Below are 20539 nucleotides of genomic sequence, written 5' to 3'. Positions count from 1 at the left end.
AAATTGAGAAGTATAGAAGTGCATTTGGCGAAACCCGCTTTCCAGTCTCGGGTAGATTGGCGGTAAGGACATCCATGGAGCGCCAGACACCAAATGCAGGACACGCCCAAGCCGCGCATGACCGTTCCGGAGCCGCAATTCCGGCCCGGCGACGTGCCCGATTATTCCGACGTCAAGATCCCGGAGGCCGGCGCCGTCACCCTGCCACCGCTCGACGTCGCGCCGCGCCTGCTCCGCAACCACGCCTTCTCGATCATCCGGATCCTGCGGCGGGATGGCGAAGCGGTCGGCCCCTGGGCCACCATGCTGTCGGACGAGGAACTGCTGGCCGGCCTTCGGCAGATGATGATACTGCGCACGCTCGACGCCCGCATGATCGCGGCGCAGCGGCAGGGCAAGACCTCGTTCTACGTGCCGCAGCTGGGCGAGGAATCGGTGGCCATCGCCTTTCAGCGGGCGCTCGGCAAGGGCGATATGAACTTCCCGACCTATCGCAACGCCGGGCTTCTGGTTGCCCAGGACTATCCGCTCGAGACGATGATGAACCAGATCTTCTCGAACCAGAAGGATCCGCTGGCCGGACGGCAGTTACCGGTGCTCTACTCGGCCAAGGACTACGGCTTCTTCACCGTGTCGGGGAATCTCGGGACGCAGTTCGTGCAGGCCGTGGGCTGGGCGATGGCGGCAGCGATCGACGGATCGGACCGCATCGCGGCGGGCTGGATCGGCGACGGCTCCACGGCGGAATCCGATTTCCACTCCGCGATGGTCTTTGCCTCGACCTACAAGCCCCCGGTGATCCTCAATATCGTCAACAACCAGTGGGCGATCTCGACCTTCCAAGGCATCGCCAAGGGCGAATCCGGCACGCTGGCCGCCCGCGCGCTCGGCTTCGGGATCGCCGCGCTGCGGGTGGACGGGAACGACTTCCTCGCCGTGCACGCGGTGGCGAAATGGGCGGTGGAACGGGCGCGGCAGGGGCTCGGCCCGACGGTTCTGGAGCATGTCACCTATCGCGCCGGCGGGCATTCGACGTCCGACAACCCAGAAGCCTATCGTCCGAAGAAGGAGTCCGATGCCTGGCCCCTTGGCGACCCCATCGAGCGGCTCAAGCTGCACCTGATCCGGCGCGGGCTGTGGTCGGAGGAGCGGCACGCCCAGGCGATTTCGGAGATCCACGATCTTGTGGTCGCCGCCCAGAAGGCCGCGGAGAAGAACGGCACGCTGCTTGGTGGCGGCGCCCCACGCCGGCGCAGCATCTTCGACGGCCTGTACGAGGAAATGCCCCTGCACCTGAGGCGCCAGAAGGAGGCGGCCGAGAAATGGCTGTGAGGCAGATGTCGATAGTCGAGGCGGTGCGCGACGCGCTCGATGTGATGATGACCCGCGACCCGCGCGTGATCGTCTTTGGCGAGGATGTCGGCTACTTCGGCGGGGTCTTCCGCTGCACGCAGGGGTTGCAGCAGAAACACGGCAAGCTGCGCTGTTTCGATACGCCGATCAGCGAGAGCGGCATTGTCGGCGCGGCGATCGGCATGGCGGCCTACGGGCTGCGCCCCTGCGTCGAGATCCAGTTCGCCGATTACATGTATCCCGCCTATGACCAGATCACCCAGGAGGCGAGCCGCATCCGCTACCGCTCCAATGGCGATTTCACCTGCCCGCTGGTGATCCGGATGCCGACCGGCGGCGGCATCTTCGGCGGAGAGACCCACAGTCAGAGCCCGGAGGCCCTGTTCACCCATGTGTCGGGCCTCAAGACGGTGATCCCCTCTAACCCGCAGGATGCCAAGGGGATGCTCATTGCCGCCATCGAGGACCCGGACCCGGTGATCTTCCTGGAGCCCAAACGGCTCTATCATGGTCCCTTCGACGGGCACCACGAGCGGGAGACGACCTCGTGGCAGGGGCATCCGCTGGGCGAGGTGCCCGAGGGGCACTACCACGTCCCGCTCGGGCGTGCGGCGATCCGGCGCGAGGGGGGCGACCTGACGATCCTGACCTACGGCACGATGGTTCACGTCGCGCTGGCGGCGGTGGAGGAACAGGGGATCGATGCCGAGGTCATCGATCTGCGCAGCCTGATCCCGCTCGACCTCGAGACGATCGAGGCCTCGGTACGCAAGACCGGACGCTGCGTCGTTGCCCACGAAGCGACCCTGACCAGCGGCTTTGGCGCGGAACTGGCCGCGCGGGTGCAGGAGACCTGCTTCTACCACCTCGAAGCGCCGGTCGGCCGCGTCGCGGGCTGGGACGTGCCCTACCCCCATGCGCAGGAATGGTTCTACTTCCCCGGACCGGAACGCGTCGGCCGGGCGCTGCGCGAAGCGATGGAGGCCTGAGATGCCGGAGATCACCATCAAGCTGCCGGACATCGGCGAGGGCATCGCGGAGGCCGAAATCTCGGAATGGATGGTCGAGGTCGGCGAATGGGTGCGCGAGGACGAGCCGCTCGGCGTGGTTCTGACCGACAAGGCGGCGGTCGAGATCCCCGCGAGCGCCTCGGGCCAGCTCGTCTGGCGGGCCGGCGAACCGGGCGACAGGCTCGCCATCGGAGCGCCGCTGGTGCGGCTCAACGTTGCAGAGGACGGTGAGGACGCGCCCGAGACCTCAGCCGAGCCAACCGAAGCGGCCCCCAGCCCCACCCCGCCGCCCGCCAGAAGCCCCAGGCAAATCGAACACTCCCTCGCTGCCCCGGCCGTGCGGCAGCGCGCGAGAAACCTCGGGCTGGATCTCTCGGAGGTAGAGGGAACCGGGCCCGAGGGCCGCGTCACCCATGCCGACCTCGACCGACGCCTGGCCGGCACGCCCCGCAAGGCGCCCGCGCGCGATGGCGTTACGGAAACCAGGGTCATCGGCCTGCGCCGGCAGATCGCCGAGCAGATGGTCCGCGCCCATGAACGGATTCCCCAGATCACCATCGTCGAGGAAGTCGACGTGACCGAGCTGGAGCGGCTGCGCGGCCAGATGAACGCCGACCGGTCCGAAACGCAACCGCGGCTCACCCTGCTGCCCTTCCTGATCCGCGGCATGATCGTGGCGCGGTCGGAAGCGCCGGAAGTCAACGCGCGCTACAACGACGAGGCGGGCGTGCTGCACCGGCACGACGCCGTGCATGTCGGCATCGCAACCCAGACCGAACGTGGGCTGCTCGTCCCGGTCCTGCGCCATGCCGAGGCGCAGACGGTCTGGGAGATCGCCGCCGGCATCACCCGGTTGGCCGATGCGGCACGTGACGGCTCGCTGCCGCGCGAGGATCTCTCCGGCAGTACGATCACAATCACATCGCTCGGGCCGCTCGGCGCCCTCGCCACGACGCCGATCGTCAATTACCCCGAGGTGGCCATCCTCGGCGTAAACCGAAAGCAGGTTCGCCCGCATTGGGACGGCCGGAACTTCGTGCCGCGGGAGATGATGAACCTCTCGGCGAGCTTGGATCACCGGATCGTGGACGGCTGGAACGCGGCACGTTTCGTGGCGCGACTCAAGACGCTTCTGGAGACCCCCGCCCTGCTCTTTGCCTGACGGGGCGGATCATCGACGAACCTGCCCGCTCGCCGCTTGTCACCGTGCGGGAACTCATTCGCAGCAGGCATGGATTTCCGCAGGCACAGACGGGACGGTTTGCGCCTCGCATTGGCAGCGGCTGGACGGACCCGGTCGCTTCTCGACCTGTCGCTGCGGGTGGGCATTCCCGGAACAAGTGTGGTCAAGTATCAGTCTGCGGATCCGCCGAACGGGCAATCCGGAATTCTTCACGATTGCCACAATTGTTGCAATCTTGCAAAAACGCGCCGTTATTATGGCGTTGTGTTCCCAAGCGGTCATCGCTGCAGCGTCCCGCTCGGGGCCAGTCGTGGCGAGACATTTCCAGGCATCAGCCAACAGCGGGGTTGCTTCAATGACAGATTCCTCCGACATCGGGCACCTCCATTTCCATCCCAAGGGCAAGATGCCCACCGAGCAATCGCGGTCCATTCTGAGGACGGCGAGCGCGGATCTTCCCTTTGACGACACACGCGATTTCGAGGAAAGCGCGCGTGGCCTGATCGCCCGGATGTAAGAAAAACGGATCCCCGCAGATGGCGGTCACGATGCCTGGAACATGGGCAAGTTCGATTTCATCGACGCCGCCGACAGCTATGACAGCATTCACCCGTCGCTGCTGCGACAGGCCAAGCTGAACCAGGAATATGGGCTCTTCGAGGTTATCCCGGGTATCTACCAGATCCGCGGTTTCGATCTGTCGCAGATGACCTTCGTGCGCGGAAAGACCGGCTGGATCGTCTTCGACGTCCTGATCTCGGCCGAGACGGCCCGCGCCGGCCTTGAGCTCTTCCGCGAGCATGTGGGTGGCGACCTGCCAATCACTGCGGTCGTCTATTCCCACAACCACGTCGATCACTGGGGCGGTATCAAGGGCGTGGTTACGGAGGAAGAGGTGCTCGCCGGAAAGGTCGAGATCATCGCGCCCGTGGGCTTCATGGACAACACCGTGGCCGAGAACGTCTATGCCGGCAACGCCATGAACCGACGCGCGTTCTACCAGTATGGCATCATGCTTCCGATCGATCCTTACGGCTTCGTCACTCAAGGCCTCGGCCAGGGAACGTCGCGCGGCGCCGTGACGCTGATCGCGCCGACACGGGTCGTCCGGGAGGCCTTCGAGGAGTTCGAGGTCGACGGGGTGCGGATGATCTTCCAGAACACGCCCGACACCGAGGCGCCATCGGAAATGAATACCTACATCCCCGGGATGAAGGCACTTTGGATGGCCGAGAACGTCACCCATTGCCTGCACAACATCTACACGCTCCGCGGTGCACCTGTGCGCGATGCGCTCAACTGGTCGAAATATATCGCCGAGGCGCTCTATCGCTTCGGTCAGGAGGCGGAGGTGATGTTCGCCGCGCATCATTGGCCCCGCTGGGGCAACGCCCGCATCCAGGAGGTGCTGCGGGCCCAGCGGGATATCTATGCCAACATGCACAACCAGGTTCTGCACCATGCCAACAACGGCGTGACGATCAACCAGATCCACAACGTCTACAAGGTGCCCGAGGAGCTTCGGAAGCACTGGCATGTGCGCGGCTACCACGGTTCGCCGGAGCACAACGCGCGGGGGGTAATCCAGCGCTATCTCGGATACTGGGACTGCAACCCCGCGACGCTCATCCCGCCCTCGCCGGAGGAGTCCGCGCCGGTCTATGTCCGCATGATGGGCGGCGGTGAAGCCATCATCGCGGAGGCGGCGAGGCTATACGAGGCCGGTGACTACAAGATGGCGGTCGAGATCCTCAACAAGCTCGTGCTCGCGGAGCCGGGCAACCAGACGGGTCGGGATCTGATGGCGGACGCCTTGGAACAGATCGGCTACCAGCAGGAAAACCCCGGACTGCGCAACTGCTTCCTCGCCGGGGCGCTGGAACTTCGCTCGGGAATTCCCGCCGGCATGATCCCCACTACATCGAGCCCCGATGTGATGCAGGCCATGTCGACGGAACTGTTTCTGAACTTCCTCGGAATCCGTCTCGACAGTGCGAAGGCTGCTGGCCAACGCTTCACGATGAACCTGCGCACTCCGGACAACGGCGAAGAGTTCATCGTCGAGCTCGAAAATGCAACCCTCACCAACATCAAGGGGATCCAGGCGTCCAATCCGGATCTTGTCCTGACGATCGACCGCGCGGCGCTCAACCAGACCCTGACCGGCGCCAGGAGCTTAGCGGAACAAATCGCCGACGGAACCGCGCTGGTGGAAGGGGATCCGACAATCCTGCAGAGGCTCGCCACCATGATGGTGGATTTCACGCCGGACTTCGAGATCTTCCCGGGCACGCGCCAGGAGGCGCCCGCGGCCACCGATCACGATCCCTTCGATACCGAGGAGATGAAGCAGGTCGTCCCGGAGTGACCTGTGTGATGGCGGAGAGGGCACATTGGCAGTGCGGCCCGGCACTCTCGTTTGGGGAGGAAAGAGGAGCACGAGCATGAAGTTGCCAGCCGGCTTGAAGCTCGAACCGGGGAACCTCGTGTCAGACCTCGTCGCCGGCGCAACCTTTGCGATCGTCAACGTTCCGCAAGGCATGGCGAACGCCGTGCTGGCAACGGTCAACCCGGTGGCCGGCCTCTATGCGCTGATGATAGCGATGCCGGTAGGTGCAGTCTTCACCAGTTCCATCTTCATGAACGTGTCGACCACGGGCGCATTGTCAGTGGCCGCGGGCGAGGCGCTTCAACCGTTCGATGCCGATGCCAGGATCGCGGCGTTGGTGACACTGGTGCTGTTTGTCGGAGCGTTCCAGCTTGCCTTCGGTCTGCTGCGTTTCGGTCGGCTTATCCGCTTCGTGTCCAATGCTGTGATGACAGGCTTCATCACCGGGATCGCGTTCCTGATCATGTTCGGCTCGGTGTCCGACATCACCGGCTTCTCGAGCTCGCAGCCAAATCATGTACTGAGATTGGCCGACACCGCGCTCAACTGGCGTGAGTTCGATCCTCAGACAGTCTTCCTCGGACTCTCGACCGTTCTGCTGATCCTGCTGTTCCAACGCACGTTCGCGCGGAAATTCGCACTGATCATCGCACTGGCAGGAACGACCGGCCTTGCTCTGGGGCTGACGCGGATGCTCGGCGACCTCACTGCCGTTGTCGTGGGCGACATAGCATTCATTCCGCGGAGCCTTCCCCACCCCATTCTGCCGGATATGGCCCAGATCCATGTCCTCGCACTTCCCGCCTTTGCCATTGCGATCATCGGGCTGATCCAGGGGGCCGGGGTCGGGCAGAGCTACCCCAATCCCGACGGAACCTTTCCCGACACGTCGCGCGACTTCGTCGGACAGGGCGTGGCCAATCTTGCCGCAGGCGCTTTCGGCGCCATTCCATGCGGCGGATCCATGTCCGGAACGGCGGTTAACTATCAGGCGGGCGCAAGGTCCAGATGGTCGAACATCTTCGCAGGGATTTTCGTCATACTGATCGTCTTGCTGCTTGTCGATACGGTCAAGCTGGTGCCGATGGCCGGGCTCGGGGGCCTGCTGCTCGTCGTCGGTTTCCAGAACATCCAGCCCGAGACTATCCGCATGGTCTGGTCGACGGGGCTGCTGGCCCGAGCCGCGATGCTCACGACTTTCATCGCAACGCTGTTCCTGCCGCTGCAATTCGCGATCCTGCTCGGTGTGGCGCTGTCGTTCCTTCTGCAGATTTTGCGAATGTCGAACCGCGTCGAAGTGCGGGAAATCGAACTGGTCGATGGCGGCTTTCCGGTCGAGAAGGCGGCTCCGCGTGTCCTGGGACGTGACGAGTTGCGCGTCTTGCGCGTGAGGGGCGCGCTCTTCTTCGCCTCGGCGCAGGCGCTCGAAGCGCAGCTTCCTTCAGTGGCGGGGGCTACGGGTTCGACATTGATCCTGATCTTGCGCGATGTCGACGATCTGGGAAGCACGGTCATCCGGCTGCTCAAACGCTACGCCTCGGACATTGGCCGCGCGGGCGGGACGCTGGTGCTGACAGGCGTCAACGACGAACTCCACGGCCAGCTTGAACGCACCGGCGTCATAGAAAACGTGGGATCAGACAATGTCTACAGGGAGCAACCCGAACTTGGCGCCGCCTTGAACGCAGCCATCGCAGCCGCCCGCGAGAAGTTTGCGGGGCGCACAGACCGCGATGTCGCCGGCAATGAGACGGGATAGGTCATGCCGGACGCGATCGTTCTGTTCACGGGTCTCGTGGTCTTCGCCCAGATGTTCGACATGGGGTTGCAGCACATTCCCGGGAGCGCCATGCGCCTCTATCGCGAGACCAGACCGCTTCTGCGCGCGCTCCTGTCCTCGCTCGTCATGGTCCCGCTCGCCGCCTTTCTGCTGATCGCCATGTTGCCGGTTTCCGCCGAGGTCGCAATCGGCCTCGTCCTTCTTGCCGCGGCGCCGGGCGCGCCTCTGACCACGCGCAGATCGGAGGCGGCGGGGGCCGACCGGGAATTTGTCACGGCCTTGCAGGTGACCCTTGCCGCGCTTGCGGTGCTCACAATGCCTCTGGTGATTGCGCTGTTCGAGTCTGCCATCGAGTTGCCACCGCCAGAGGTCGCACCGGCAACGATCGCGCGGCAGGTCGCGCTCGTCACGTTCGTGCCATTGGCGCTTGGCTGGTTGTTCGTACGTTTCGCACCAGAGGCCGTCAGACGTCATGCACCGCGGCTCTCCAGAGCCAGCAAGCTGCTGTTCGCGGCCTTCATCGTCGCCGTGGTGCTGGCCCTGGCCCTGGTTCCGGAGTTGCGAAACAAGCTGCTGATTGGGTGGCTCGGCGCCGCGGCGGTGCTGGCTCTGGCAGCAGCTGCGCTTGTATCGGGGCACTGGCTCGGCGGACCGAAAGACTCCCGGAGGGGCGGCCTCGCCATCGTGACGGTCGCGCGCAACCTCGGGCTTGCACTGTACATCGCCGAAAGGTCCGAGCCGACCCTTGCCGCCATTCCAACAATTCTGAGCTACGGGCTTCTCGCCATGCTTCTGGCCATGGCCTACGCGCGCTGGATCAGGCGTCGCATCGACACCGGATAGGCCACCACCAAACGCGCGGCAGCTTGCGTCTCTGGACGGGATCGCACGCGCCTTTACGCAAAGGCAACGAAAGCTACGTCGAAATTGGATTGCATGAGATAAGACATAACCAGACCGGTTGGCGCAACGCGCTGCAGCTCAGAGATCGCAGTACGGCACTGAAAAGGAGTTGGCCATGACCACAAGAAGAACCTTCCTCGCATCCCTGCCCACGACGGGCGCGGCGTTCGCGCTTGGCGGCGCCCTCTTCGACGAGAGACCGGCGATGGCGCAGGAAGCTCCGGCGCCGCTTGCGGGCCATTTCCACCCCAAGGGCAAGGCACCGTCGGAGCATACGAAGCGTGTGATTTTCGAGGCGAAAACGAGCCTGCCCTTCGATGACACTCGTGACCTCGATGAGCAGGCGCGCGGCCTCATCGCCGAGATGCCTGACATGCAGATCATGGCCGACGCCGGGAACGTCGCCTTCGACATGTCGGAATACCAGTTCCTGAACGAGGAGCGGGATTTCGACAGCATCCACCCGTCGCTCACGCGAATTGCACGGCTCAACAACAACTACGGCCTCTATGAAGTGGTGCCCGGCATTTACCAGGTGCGCGGCTTCGACCTTTCCGACATTACCTTCGTGCGCGGCAAGACAGGCTGGATCGTGATCGACCCGCTGACCATGACCGAGACCGCGCGCGCGGCCTGGAACCTGTTTCAGGAACATGTCGGCGAGGGCCTGCCGGTTACAGCCGTGATCTATTCCCACACCCACGGCGACCACTGGGGCGGCGTCCGCGGCATCGTCCGGCCCGAGGACGTGGCCGAAGGCCGGGTCGAGATCATCGCACCGCGAGACTTCATGCAGTTCACGATTTCCGAGAACGTCTATGCCGGCAATGCCATGAACCGGCGGCTGTTCTACCAGTACGGTCTGCTTCTCCCGGTGGCGCCACATGGCTTCGTCAGCCAGGGACTCGGGCACCGCATCCCGGCCGGGACCGCAGGCCTGATTGCGCCGACACGTTTCGTTACCGATCCGATCGAGGAGTTCGAAGTCGACGGCGTGCGGATGATCTTCCAGAACACGCCCAACACCGAGGCGCCACGGGAGATGAACACCTACATCCCCGATCTCAAGGCGCTGTGGATGGCCGAGAACGTCACCGCCACGCTCCACAACATCTACACCCTGCGAGGCGCCCCGGTCCGAGATCCGCTCAACTGGTCCAAATACATCAACGAGGCGCTCTATCGCTTCGGACAGGAAGCCGAGGTCATGTTCGCCTCTCACCACTGGCCCCGCTGGGGTAACGAGCGCATCCGCGAGGTGCTGCGCGACCAGCGCGATCTCTATGCCAACATGAACAACCAGGTGCTGCACTACGCGAACCAGGGCGTGACCATCAACCAGATCCACCACGTCTACGAAGTGCCCAAAGCCCTGCAGGCGAAATGGCACTGCCGCGGCTACCATGGCTCGCCCGAGCACAACGCCCGCGGCGTGATTCAGCGCTACCTCGGCTTCTGGGATTGCAACCCGACGACGCTGATCCCGCTTGCCCCCTCCGACTCCGCGCCGCTCTACGTCGAGATGATGGGGGGAGCTTCCGCAATCCTCGCCAGAGCCCGGACGTTGCACGATGCCGGCGATTACCTGCTTGCCACCGAGATCCTCGACAAGTTGGTGCAGGCCGAACCGGAGAACAATGAGGCGAAGGATGCACTCGCCGACGCGTTCGAGCAGATCGGCTACCAGCAGGAGAACCCGGGCATCCGCAACAGCTTCCTCGCCGCTGCCTACGAGCTTCGCACCGGCATCCCGCAGGGAACCGTCGCCAGCAGCTCCAGCCCGGAAGTGATCCGCGCGATGTCGACCGAGCTGTTCCTCAACTTCCTCGCCATCAAGATGGACAGCCGCCGCGCCGAGGGGCTCGCGTTCGTGATAAACCTGGAGACGCCCGACAACGGCGAGAGCTTCGTCATCGAACTGGCAAATCAGACGCTGACCAACATTGCGGGCTTCCGTGCCGAGGATGCAGACCTCAGCCTGACCGTGAACCGTTCCGATCTCGAGCGTGTCATGGCGGGAGAGGTGGAGCTGGAGGCGCTTCTGGCCGATGGCACGATGCGAGCGGAGGGCGATCTCGCGATCCTGACACAACTTGCGACGCTGATGGTCGAGTTCGACCCGCGCTTCGAGATCATGCCGGGCACAAAGGGCCGCACGGTGCTTCCCGACGTCGCGCCTTTCGAGGGCGATATCGGCGCCGTGATCCCGGAGTGAAAGCACGCCCATCGACATGAGCGTCCGAGCGCCGCAAATCGCGCCCCGGGTGAGCCGGTGCTCCGGCGTCGCGTGACAGCCCTACCGAGGCGCCGATAGACCGGGCCGGCGAAGGGTCGACATCGAGGCATCATGTGAGACCACGCTGTCGGGGGACGGCCATTGGAACGCGCCGCGTCCATGCTAGCATGCGAGGTGGATTGGCACCGCGGGGGGCGTCGTTTTGGTGAACCAACAGGGTCAGCGAGGTCTTCCGGCTCCGAGTGTGTTGGCAGTCACCGGATGGTTCTCCGAGCAGCCGGAAGATTTCCGCGAACGCATGTTGGCGCTTGCCAACTGGCGGACCTATCGCGCTGGCGAGGATCTCTACGAAGTCGGGGACGAGCCGAACGGGGTGTTCGGCCTCGAGAACGGGGAACTGGATATCGCCGTCCCGCTGTCCGACGACGAGATGGTCGTTCTGCACCGTGCTCAGCCGGGGTTCTGGATTGGCGATTCCGCGCTTCTTGCCGAGACCAAGCGTGGGCTGTCCGTCGTTGCGCGCGTCGAAAGCCTCGTGCTCTCAATACCGGCCCGACCTCTGCTCCGCCATCTCTCGGAACGACCGGAGGACATCGTCTACTTCTACAGGTTGAACCATGCCAAAATCATGCTGACGCTCAAGGTTCTCGTGGAGACGGTCGCGCTCCCCCCGCGCTCGAGGTTTGCTCGCATGCTTCTGAGGCTCGCGACAAAGGACGGGCGCGTGAATGCGACGCAGACCGAACTTGGCGCGATGGCAGGAATGAGCCGCGCGGCGTTCCGGCGCTCGTTTGCCGAACTCATCGAGGCCAGAATCGTCCGAACGGAGTATGGCGGGATCCGCATCCTTGACCGCCGGGCTCTCGAAGACGAAGCCGAACGACAATGAACGCGCGCACCAACAGCACTTTTGGGTCCATTCTCACAAACAGGGGACAATGGCTGCGCGACGGGCCTCCAGTATCAATCAAGGTTTCGGTAGCAATCGAACCGGGTCACCGGATGGGAGCATGCCAGGGGAGGTGAAACGCGCCACCGCTGTTGCCCGTCGGCATAGCGGCCATGCCGAACACGAGCGAAGTGTCATCATGTTTCCCCGGCTTTGTTTGAGACCGTCCCTCGCGCTCCATGGACTGGTCGAGTCCGGCTGCTATGCTTTGCGAACGACAGCGACCAACCGCGGACAGATATTATGCCCACCGACCTGCTTTTCTGGCTTCTGGTGCTGCCCGGCATTGTTGTCGGGGCCTATGCCCAATCCCGCATCAAGTACAACGTTGCGAAATACTCCCGCACGCCCGCTCTCTCCGGCGCGACAGGCGCGCAGGTCGCACGGTACCTGCTGGATGCTCGTGGCCTTGAGCAGGTGGCCGTGGAGGCAACTGAAGGGGTTCTGAGCGATCACTATGATCCGCGAAGCAAGACCCTTCGGCTGAGCCAGAGCATCTACTATACGCCCTCGGTCGCGGCGATCGGGATCGCGGCGCATGAGGCTGGTCACGCCATCCAGGATGCAGACGACTATTTCGCGCTGGAGATGCGCAATCTCCTGGTGCCGGTCGTGCAACTCAGTGCACAGATCGCGCCTTGGATCTTCATCGGCGGACTGATGCTGGACCTTCCCCGAATGGCGTGGATCGGAGCGATACTGTTCGGCGCCTCGACCTTTTTCGCGTTGATCACTCTCCCCGTGGAGATCGACGCGAGCCGAAGGGCGCTTGACCAACTCGTCAGCCACCGAATCATCAATGATGCAAAAGAAATCGAGGGCGTGCGCGCTGTCCTGCGCAGCGCCGCCTGGTCCTATGTCGCGGCCGCCGTGTCCGCCATCGGGTCCTGGGTGTTTTACCTGATCCTTCTCTTTGCCCGCGGCGGTCGAAACCGATCTTGAAGCCTGCCGCCGGTGTCGGCGGCGGAGCGTTTCCCGGCCCCTGGCGTTACCCGCGTCCGCCGGTCATTCCATGAAGAGCATGTCGGCCGCTCCGTTCGCCCCCCATGCGAACCGATCGGCCTTTCATTTCACAAAACATACTTTATCCGCGGCTGTTCATTCTTCTTCGTGAACTCCATCGGATCTCAAGACGTGGCGACAGAGCGGCCCTTGCTCAGGCGCCTCTCTCTGGAAACAGTTTCAAAGAATGGCGCCCTATTGTATCGTATCCGAAAAATTATCGGCAAAGCTGGTTCGGGCATTTCGATGAAGACACCATTTGGGAGGGTCTTGAATGTCCATGGTCTCGATGATCACCAATGCCATTACACCTGCACTTGCGGACCAGGTGAGCAAACAGCTCGGGCTGTCGAGTGCTGTCGTTCAGAAAGGTATCAATGCCATCGTGCCCGTGCTCCTCGCGACGATTCTCGGTCGCGGGCGGCAGGGCGACGGCGCGAACGCCCTGTCGAGACTCATCTCTGAGCAACAACAACAGCCGGCATTCTTTGACAACCTTGCTGGCGCACTTGCGGGAGACTCTTCCTCTGTTTCTGCCAACGGCACGACGGCACTGAACGCGCTGCTGGGAGGCGACACGACGGGTCAACTGGCTTCGAAACTTGGCTCGTACGCAGGTGTTACCGGCAAAGGGGCGAACCAGTTGCTCGGTCTCGGTGCGGCGACAGTCATGGGGGCTCTAGGGAAGACCGCGCGCGATGAGAACCTCGATGCGGCCGGACTTCTGAACCGCCTTTCGGCAGAAAAGGACGCGATCGCGAAGGCTGTGCCGGCGGATTTTGCGAAGGAGTTGAAGGGGACCGGTCTCCTCGACAACCTGCCTCAGGCACTAGCGGCCGCACCCACATCGGCCGCAAGGACGCTCGATGCCAGCCCTCCAACCAAGCGTTCCTGGTGGCCATGGGCCTTGGCCGCCGCCGCGATTTTTGTTCTGCTTTTCCTCGTGCCGGGTCTCTTTCGATCAGGCGACGTTGTCGAAACGAACAACGTAGATTCAAGCGCCGTATCGGTCGATGCGGGCACGTTCACAGCGAGCCTCGACGCGGGCCTGAACTCCCTGAGCGAGTCACTCGGAAATATCACCGACGCCGCATCGGCCGAAGCAGCACTGCCATCGCTCGAAAAGATCCAGGCCGATCTAGGCGCGCTCGGATCCGGGTTCGGATCGCTTCCAACCGAGGCCCGAAGCGCGGTCGGCGCGGCTGTGTCAGAAGCTCTGCCGCAGATCACCCAAGCCATCGAGGCGCTTATGGGTGACAGCGCAATCGCGGGCATCATCAAGCCTGTCGTCGATTCAATCGTCACGTCGCTGAACAACCTGACCGCGACCTGAGCGATATCCAGACGCCACATCCTGATGGCGATGACCATGAGCCAGCAAACCTGGGAGGAAAAGAAATGAGCGTTGCACGCGTGACGGAGATTTCCGCGACATCAACGGTTGGATTCGAAGATGCCGTTCGCATCGGTGTCGACCGCGCCTCGAAAACCCTTCGGGGCGTGCGGTCCGCATGGGTCAAGGAGCAGCAGGTCAGGATCGAAGCCGGCGAGATCACGGAATACCAGGTCAATATGATGGTAACATTCGTTCTCGACGACTGACCTGACAACCACGACCAGCTTGCAGCTATGGCCAACCCGGCGAAACCCTGGTTGTGACTGACAGGAAAGTTCTCTGGCAATGACCGGGCCGGCGCCCCTCGGGCGCCGGTTCTTGCGGTTTGACCGTGAGGGCGGCGGGGAAGAGCTTCACGCTTGCGGAGAAAGGCGGCAACGGCGGCCCGCCCGACCTTCTGGACATGTACAAGCGTCCGAGACGGAGAAGTCGCATGCGACCATCGCTGCTATCGCGGATTGACGGCCGTGTGACATGTGGGTCGCGATTTGCGACATGCGCCCGGTTCTGGTAGCAAGGCACTGTGCCCGAGTTTTTTGATTTTGCGCCTTGCGTAATGGCACGAGAGAAATGCCGAGAACCCGCGATGCAGCGGCCTCGGTGCAACCCATCAAGCATACAGGAAAATATCATGCCCCAAGCCGCCAAGGCCGGAGACACACTGCGCGTTCACTACACGGGCCGCCTGAATGATGGCACCGTCTTTGACGCCTCCGAAGGGCGCGAACCGCTGGAGTTTACCGTGGGAAGCGGCCAGATCATCTCCGGACTGGACCGCGGCGTGATCGGGATGGAGATTGGCCAGACGCGGGAAGTGACAGTTTCTCCCGACGAAGCCTACGGCCCCCGCGACGAGAGCCGGGTCCAGGCTGTGCCGCGCGAAGCAATTCCTGACCACATACCAACGGAACCGGGCACGCAGCTATCCATGCAAACGCCGGAAGGACAGTCCATTCCCGTGGTCGTGTCGAATGCCACGGAGAGCCACGTCGAACTGGATGCCAATCATCCGCTTGCCGGAAAGACCCTGACGTTCGACGTGACGCTGGTGGACATCGCGTGACGCCATCACGGGGCGCACCGGCGCATACCCTACGGTCCTGTTGCGCGGCCGGCCAGAACCGGCCGTCAAATGACGGAACAACACCTCGGAGCGCCACCCCACCGATCGGACGCAAAGATGCGACCTAGTGTGGCGAAGTCTGGTGTCGTTTCGCTTTCCGAACAGGTATCGATGCGAGAATGGCGAAGGCCCCTCCGATTGCCAGGGAGAGAGTGATCGCGGCGACCATCGCTGCCTGTCGGGAAGGGAGATCCCCACCGGCGCCAGTGACGAGGCGCGTGGCAAGATCGGCGCCGGAGCCGGGCCAGAACACCGCCGCATTGACGAGCACGATCGCAGCCGCCGCAAACATTGCCAGCGCTCGACCAGCCCGGTTGCGATGGCGCAACGAGAGCATCCGGCGGAGCGAGCGGAGTGACCGGGCGACATCGGCCTGGATCACGAGCAGCGCGGGGACCATCAGAAGCACGATGAAGAAGCCGACCGACAGACCGTAGACCAGTGTCACCACGGTCGGCTTGAGGAAAAGCGACTGGCGGCTCTCTTCGAACATGAGCGGGGCGAGGCCGAGAACGGTGGTCAATGTGGTGAGCAAGATCGGCCGCAGCCGGTCTTTCGCGCCGGCCACCGCGGCCTGCGTTATACCCATGCGGCACGCGTAATCCTGCACGGTCGTCACCAGCACGATGGCGTCGTTGATGATGATCCCCGACATGCCGATCAGTCCGATGATGGTGAAAAGAGACATCGCCAGGCCAAATTGCGCGTGGCCCCAGATTGTGCCGATCAAGCCAAACGGGATGACGGCGAGGACGATCAGTGGGCGGTACCAGCTGCCGAAGACCCAGCCCAGCACGAGGTAGATCCCGAGAATGCAGAGCAGGAAACCGACCATCGCCTCGTCGAGAAACGCATCCTCCTGTATCGAAAGCCCGCCGAGTTCCCAGGCGAGATCGTGCCGTTCGGCGATCTCCGGCAGGATCTCGTTGCGCAGGGCCGCGCCGATTTCCGCCGCGCGTTCCGGGCTGTCCTCGGCAAGGCTGCCGGTGACCGTCACAAGACGGCGTCCGTTTTCGCGGTTGACGGTCGAGAAGGCCGGCGTGCTGACCGTCGTGACAATCTCTCCGAGCGGCACCCATTCGCCGTTGGGCGTCCGCAGGCGCGTGAACTGCAGGAAGTCGCCCTGCTGTTCCGCCTCCGGCAAGCGCACTGTGACTTTCGTGGTGCGCGTGCCGGCCGGGAATTCCGCCGCCGTGATTCCGTTGAGCCGCGCGAAGAGCTCGACGCCGATGGCCTCGGTGGTGAAGCCAAGCGCCTCGCCCTGCGGCGTGAGCTCGAGCACCATGTCCTCCTTGCCCATCGGCAGGCTATCCTGAAGGCCGGTCACTTCCGGATAGACGCCAAGCGCGGCGATCAGCTCCTCCGCCGCAGCCTTAAGCACGAATGAGTCCGGGCCGTAGAAGTTCACCGCCAGCGAATCCCCGCCCGGCCCCGCGCCCTGGCTGCGGAAGGAGAGCAACGCCAGACCGGCCGGTCGCGCAACCTCCTGTTGCAGGGCGCGGACGAAATCCTGCGCCGAGAATTCGCGCTGATCCTCGCCGACGAGGCCGATGTCGATGGAACCGAGCGCGTCCGGATCGAGCGTCGCCTCTCCCGGAATGCCCTTGCCGGCGGTCCCGCCGATCTGCGTGACCGAGTGGATCACCGGAGAGCCGCCATCTGCCGCCGTGAGCTCGCCGGCGACGGCGGCGACGGCGCGGTCGAGTTCTCGGGCCATGTCACGTGCGTCTTCCCGCGTCGCTCCCGGCAGGAAGGCGAAATTTCCGGTGACCGATCCCCGCTCGGGGGCGGTGAAGAAGGCCCACGGCACCTCGCCGCGCAAGACGGTGGAAAAGGACAGGGCCAGCAGCAGGATCAATCCGGAGACCACGAGGTAGCGCAGCCGTATCACCCACCGCATGACGGGCGCGAAGAGCGTTTCGGCAAACCACGCGAAGCCGCGGTTGAATTGCGTCGAGGGCCAGTCGTACCACCGCTGCCGTGTGCCAGCCGCCAGCGCGTGGCGCATGTGGTTGGGCAGGATGACAAAGCTCTCGATCAGCGAGGCGATCAGGACCGCCGCCACCACGAAGGGAATGTCCGCGATCAGCCGGCCGAAGCCGCCACCAACGAACAGAAGCCCCACGAAGGCCAGCACCGTGGTGATGGTGGACGCGACGACCGGGCCGAGCATCCGCCGGATGGCGTTGACCGGGGCCACGTCCGGTGGCTCGCCCAGCGTTCGGTGGCGATGGTCGGCATGTTCGGCGACAACGATGGCGTCATCGACGACGATACCCAGGGTGATGATCAGCGCGAAGAGCGACATCATGTTGATGGTGAGCCCCGCGGCATACATCACTGCGATGGCCGCGAGCATGGAGACTGGAATCCCCATGGCGACCCAGAAGGCCGTGCGCGCCGACAGGAACAGGAAGAGCGTGATCAGCACCAGTGCCAGCCCCGAGAGACCATTCTCGATCAGGATATCGAGCCGGTCGGTGATGTCCTGCGCGCGAGTGTTGATCAGCGCAATCTCCACCCCTTCGGGCAACTCCGGGCCGATTTCTGCAGCGAGCGTGCGGACAGTGCCCTCCATCCGGATCGCGTCGCCTTCGGCAGAGCGGTCGACCCGGATCAGCACGGCCGGATCATCGCCAACTAAATAGGCGCGTCCGGCATCGGAGCCGGTGAGGTTCACGCGGCCGACATTGCGCAGGTAGAGCTTGGAGCCATCCGGGTTGACCCGCACCTCGAGGTTTCGGATCGCGTCGGCGTCGCGGATTTCGTCGCCCGCGCGGAGCCGCACCGAGCTGCCTGCCACCTCACCCGCAGGACGGGTATCCACCGCCCGAGCGATGGCCGCGGCGATCTCCTCCAACGAAATGTCGTGGCGGATACGCGCCACCTCCGGCACGTCCACCTCGATCTGGGGCGCGGCGACCCCGGTGATCGCGGTCCGCGTGATGCCTTCGCGGTAAAGGCGGGACATGAACTCGTCGCCGATCCGTCCCAGTTGATCCGGCGCGATCGGCCCCCAGATCACCACCTCGGTCACCTTGTCCCGCCAGGCGCCGCGTCGCACGACGGGCTCGTCGGTGCTTTCCGGCAGAGTGTTGACGCCGTCCACTGCCGCCTTCACTTCCTCAGTGGCGCGCGCCATGTCCCAGCCCGGCTCCAGCACCAGCGTCACGGTGGTCGAGCCGTCCTTGGAGACGGCTGTTGAGTCGGTAACCCCTTCGACCCCCTGCAGTGCCGGCTCCAGCAATGCGACAACGGAACGGTCGAGTTCCTCCGGCCCGGCGCCGTCCCAGGCCACTGTCACCGTGATGGTGTCGATCACCACGTCGGGAAAGAACTGCGACCGGATCTTGCCTGTGGCGACGATCCCGAGCACCAGCAACACCACCATGACGAAGCTCGCCGCGGTATTGTGGCGGGCGAAATAGCCCAGAAAGCCGCCCGACCGTTCCGACATCACTGGCCCTCCGCGATCTTGGCTTCGAACCTCTCCACCGTTGCGCGGGGCACCTCGGGTTGGGCGAGCTCAGCCAGCCACTGCTCCCGTTTCTCCGGCTTCATCTGTTCGCTCGCTTCGATGAAGGCGATGATGGCCGCGCGCCGGTCATCGTCGAGAGCGACGGTGTCGGACGTGGCCGGGGCGATGGGAGCGGTGAACGACGCGCTCTCAGGCGCAGGAACGATGGGCGTAACCTGGATGCCCGGCCCGAGCTGGAGGGCGCGAACCTCGACGAATTGACGTCCGAAGGGCACGTCCCCGACAATGATCTCGTCGCCCTGGTGGCGTAGCAGCGTTGCCTGATATTCTTCCAGCCGGTTGTCGTCTCCGATCAGCAGGATCTTTCCATACGTCGTGACCGCCGAGGCGGGAACCGTAGCCACACCTTCCAGCGGCCGTTCGGGGATGCGCACGGTCACGAAATCCCCCTGCTGAACGAAGTTCGGGTCCGGGTCCGTCAGCCGCGCATAGACAAGCCGGCCGATCTGCCCCTCTTCGCGCTCGGCCCCGGCGCGGTCCAGCCTGGCCGGAACGGTGGTCGTGCTGCGTCCGCGTTGCACCAGCACTTCGACATCTGCCTTTCGCATCGCCCCCTGATCGTTCAGAAGCCTTGCGTATTGGTTGCTCGTGACCCGGAAGGCTACCTCCAGCGCGCCCGTATCGATCAGCACACCGAGCTGCTCGTTCACCGAAACCAGCCGCCCCTCGATGGCTGTCACATCGCTGACAACGCCTGCAAAGAGCGCGCGGTGTTCGGCCTCGGAAAGGTCGCGTCGGCCTTCTTCCAATGCGATCGTCTTGCGCTGCAGGGCAATCTCCGCCTGCGCCAGGCGTGCCTCATCGCCAGCCACCACCTGCTGCCGGTTCAGCAATGTCTGTGCCGCTGCGGCCCTCGACAGGGTGGCCGCTTCAACATCCGCCTCTGTCGCCACGCCCCGCTCCCGCAGCCCCTGTTGACGTTCCGCCGCTTGCTGGCGAAGCTCCAGCTGTTCACGGGACGCCTCAGCCTCGAGCCGCGCAAGCTCCAGCGCTGACTCCGCTTCCGCCTTTGCCGCCACCGCTTCGGCGACGTCGGTCTCTGCCAGCGCAAAAGCGGTTTCCAGTCTTGCCGGGTCGATGGCGAAGAGCAAATCGCCCGCCTCGACCACCCCACCGTCGCGGAAATCCTCTGACAACGACACGAGCTTGCCGGCAACCGCAGCGCGCAGCTCCAGCGTCCGGCCGCTCTCCAGGTGTCCGTAGGCCGTGATGATCGGAGCAACCGTCTCGACCGTCAGTGTCGCGACGTTTACGGAATAGCTCCGCTCTCGCGGTTGTTTGGTCTTGCCCGCGCTGCCGACCCGGTCCGACCAGGCATCGTGGATCACGCCAACGGCCGATAGCAGAAGCGCCAGCGAGACCCCACCGATTGCCAGCCCGGCACCGGTGCGCGCGATCGTTCCCATAGAATAATCTCCTGCGAATATGTTTATGCGTATTGCTGGTACGATCCATGCGGCTGTGTCTGTCGTCAACGGATATGGAAAATGGTGCGACATGTTCGACCACTTGCGGCGCGCGTCGGCTCCGGCGGAGTGTTGCACGACACCGAACCCCACCTTTCGGCACCCGCCCTCCCCGCTCGTCCTCGATCCCGCGATCGAGTTGGCACTCGATCATGACGGCACTGACCGGCTCCTCGAAGAGTCCGCGTTTATAGGTTAGTTCTGTTCAGGT

The 20539-nt window shown here is 64.0% G+C and carries 15 protein-coding genes; 13 read left to right on the top strand and 2 right to left on the bottom strand.

Annotated features, from left to right (window positions below):
* Positions 1-93 precede the first annotated feature (93 nt).
* The 13 genes from ACFQ2S_RS10670 to ACFQ2S_RS10610 all read left to right on the top strand — a co-directional run bounded on the left by ACFQ2S_RS10670 (position 94) and on the right by ACFQ2S_RS10610 (position 15264).
* On the top strand, positions 94-1332 hold the full coding sequence (locus ACFQ2S_RS10670; RefSeq protein ID WP_386074446.1) for a thiamine pyrophosphate-dependent enzyme: 1239 nt from the start codon (positions 94-96) through the stop codon (positions 1330-1332).
* Entirely contained in the window at positions 1323-2342 is a 1020-nt protein-coding gene (locus tag ACFQ2S_RS10665) for an alpha-ketoacid dehydrogenase subunit beta (RefSeq protein ID WP_386074445.1), read from the top strand. The genes ACFQ2S_RS10670 and ACFQ2S_RS10665 overlap by 10 nt, the downstream gene beginning before the upstream one ends.
* A 1-nt stretch (position 2343) precedes the next feature.
* The gene (locus ACFQ2S_RS10660; protein WP_386074444.1) at positions 2344-3525 is read left to right on the top strand and encodes a dihydrolipoamide acetyltransferase family protein; all 1182 of its coding nucleotides are present in this window, start codon (positions 2344-2346) and stop codon (positions 3523-3525) included.
* Positions 3526-3901: 376 nt separating this feature from the next.
* A complete protein-coding gene (locus ACFQ2S_RS10655; protein WP_386074443.1) occupies positions 3902-4063 on the top strand; it encodes a hypothetical protein in 162 nt (53 codons plus the stop codon).
* A 42-nt stretch (positions 4064-4105) separates the two neighbouring features.
* Positions 4106-5914: an alkyl/aryl-sulfatase gene (locus ACFQ2S_RS10650; protein ID WP_386074442.1), complete on the top strand. Its 1809-nt coding sequence runs from the start codon at positions 4106-4108 to the stop codon at positions 5912-5914.
* Positions 5915-5990: 76 nt separating this feature from the next.
* The gene (locus ACFQ2S_RS10645; protein ID WP_386074441.1) at positions 5991-7694 is read left to right on the top strand and encodes a SulP family inorganic anion transporter; all 1704 of its coding nucleotides are present in this window, start codon (positions 5991-5993) and stop codon (positions 7692-7694) included.
* Positions 7695-7697: 3 nt separating this feature from the next.
* Positions 7698-8558: a bile acid:sodium symporter family protein gene (locus ACFQ2S_RS10640; protein WP_386074440.1), complete on the top strand. Its 861-nt coding sequence runs from the start codon at positions 7698-7700 to the stop codon at positions 8556-8558.
* Between the two features lie 175 nt (positions 8559-8733).
* On the top strand, positions 8734-10833 hold the full coding sequence (locus tag ACFQ2S_RS10635; RefSeq protein ID WP_386074439.1) for an alkyl/aryl-sulfatase: 2100 nt from the start codon (positions 8734-8736) through the stop codon (positions 10831-10833).
* 265 nt (positions 10834-11098) lie between these two features.
* Positions 11099-11743 (top strand): Crp/Fnr family transcriptional regulator, encoded by a 645-nt coding sequence (locus tag ACFQ2S_RS10630; protein WP_386074438.1) that lies wholly within the window; start codon positions 11099-11101, stop codon positions 11741-11743.
* Between the two features lie 303 nt (positions 11744-12046).
* The gene (locus tag ACFQ2S_RS10625) at positions 12047-12745 is read left to right on the top strand and encodes a zinc metallopeptidase (RefSeq protein ID WP_386074437.1); all 699 of its coding nucleotides are present in this window, start codon (positions 12047-12049) and stop codon (positions 12743-12745) included.
* Between the two features lie 334 nt (positions 12746-13079).
* Complete coding sequence (locus ACFQ2S_RS10620; protein ID WP_386074436.1) at positions 13080-14138, top strand: DUF937 domain-containing protein; 1059 nt, start codon at positions 13080-13082, stop codon at positions 14136-14138.
* Between the two features lie 65 nt (positions 14139-14203).
* A complete protein-coding gene (locus ACFQ2S_RS10615; RefSeq protein WP_386074435.1) occupies positions 14204-14407 on the top strand; it encodes a dodecin family protein in 204 nt (67 codons plus the stop codon).
* Between the two features lie 425 nt (positions 14408-14832).
* Positions 14833-15264 (top strand): FKBP-type peptidyl-prolyl cis-trans isomerase, encoded by a 432-nt coding sequence (locus ACFQ2S_RS10610; RefSeq protein ID WP_386074434.1) that lies wholly within the window; start codon positions 14833-14835, stop codon positions 15262-15264.
* A 124-nt stretch (positions 15265-15388) separates the two neighbouring features.
* Here ACFQ2S_RS10610 and ACFQ2S_RS10605 read toward each other — a convergent pair whose 3' ends face one another.
* Together ACFQ2S_RS10605 and ACFQ2S_RS10600 are read right to left on the bottom strand one after the other, a co-directional pair.
* Complete coding sequence (locus tag ACFQ2S_RS10605) at positions 15389-18781, bottom strand: efflux RND transporter permease subunit (RefSeq protein ID WP_386074433.1); 3393 nt, start codon at positions 18779-18781, stop codon at positions 15389-15391.
* Positions 18781-20268: an efflux RND transporter periplasmic adaptor subunit gene (locus ACFQ2S_RS10600; protein WP_386074432.1), complete on the bottom strand. Its 1488-nt coding sequence runs from the start codon at positions 20266-20268 to the stop codon at positions 18781-18783. Before ACFQ2S_RS10600 ends, ACFQ2S_RS10605 begins: the two co-directional genes overlap by 1 nt.
* Positions 20269-20539: the final 271 nt, after the last annotated feature.

Origin of the sequence: Tropicimonas aquimaris, from assembly GCF_042676185.1 — a bacterium.
GTDB lineage: Bacteria > Pseudomonadota > Alphaproteobacteria > Rhodobacterales > Rhodobacteraceae > Tropicimonas > Tropicimonas aquimaris.
Note: the sequence above shows the minus strand (reverse complement) of the source record. Positions and strands in the feature narration are given on the sequence as shown.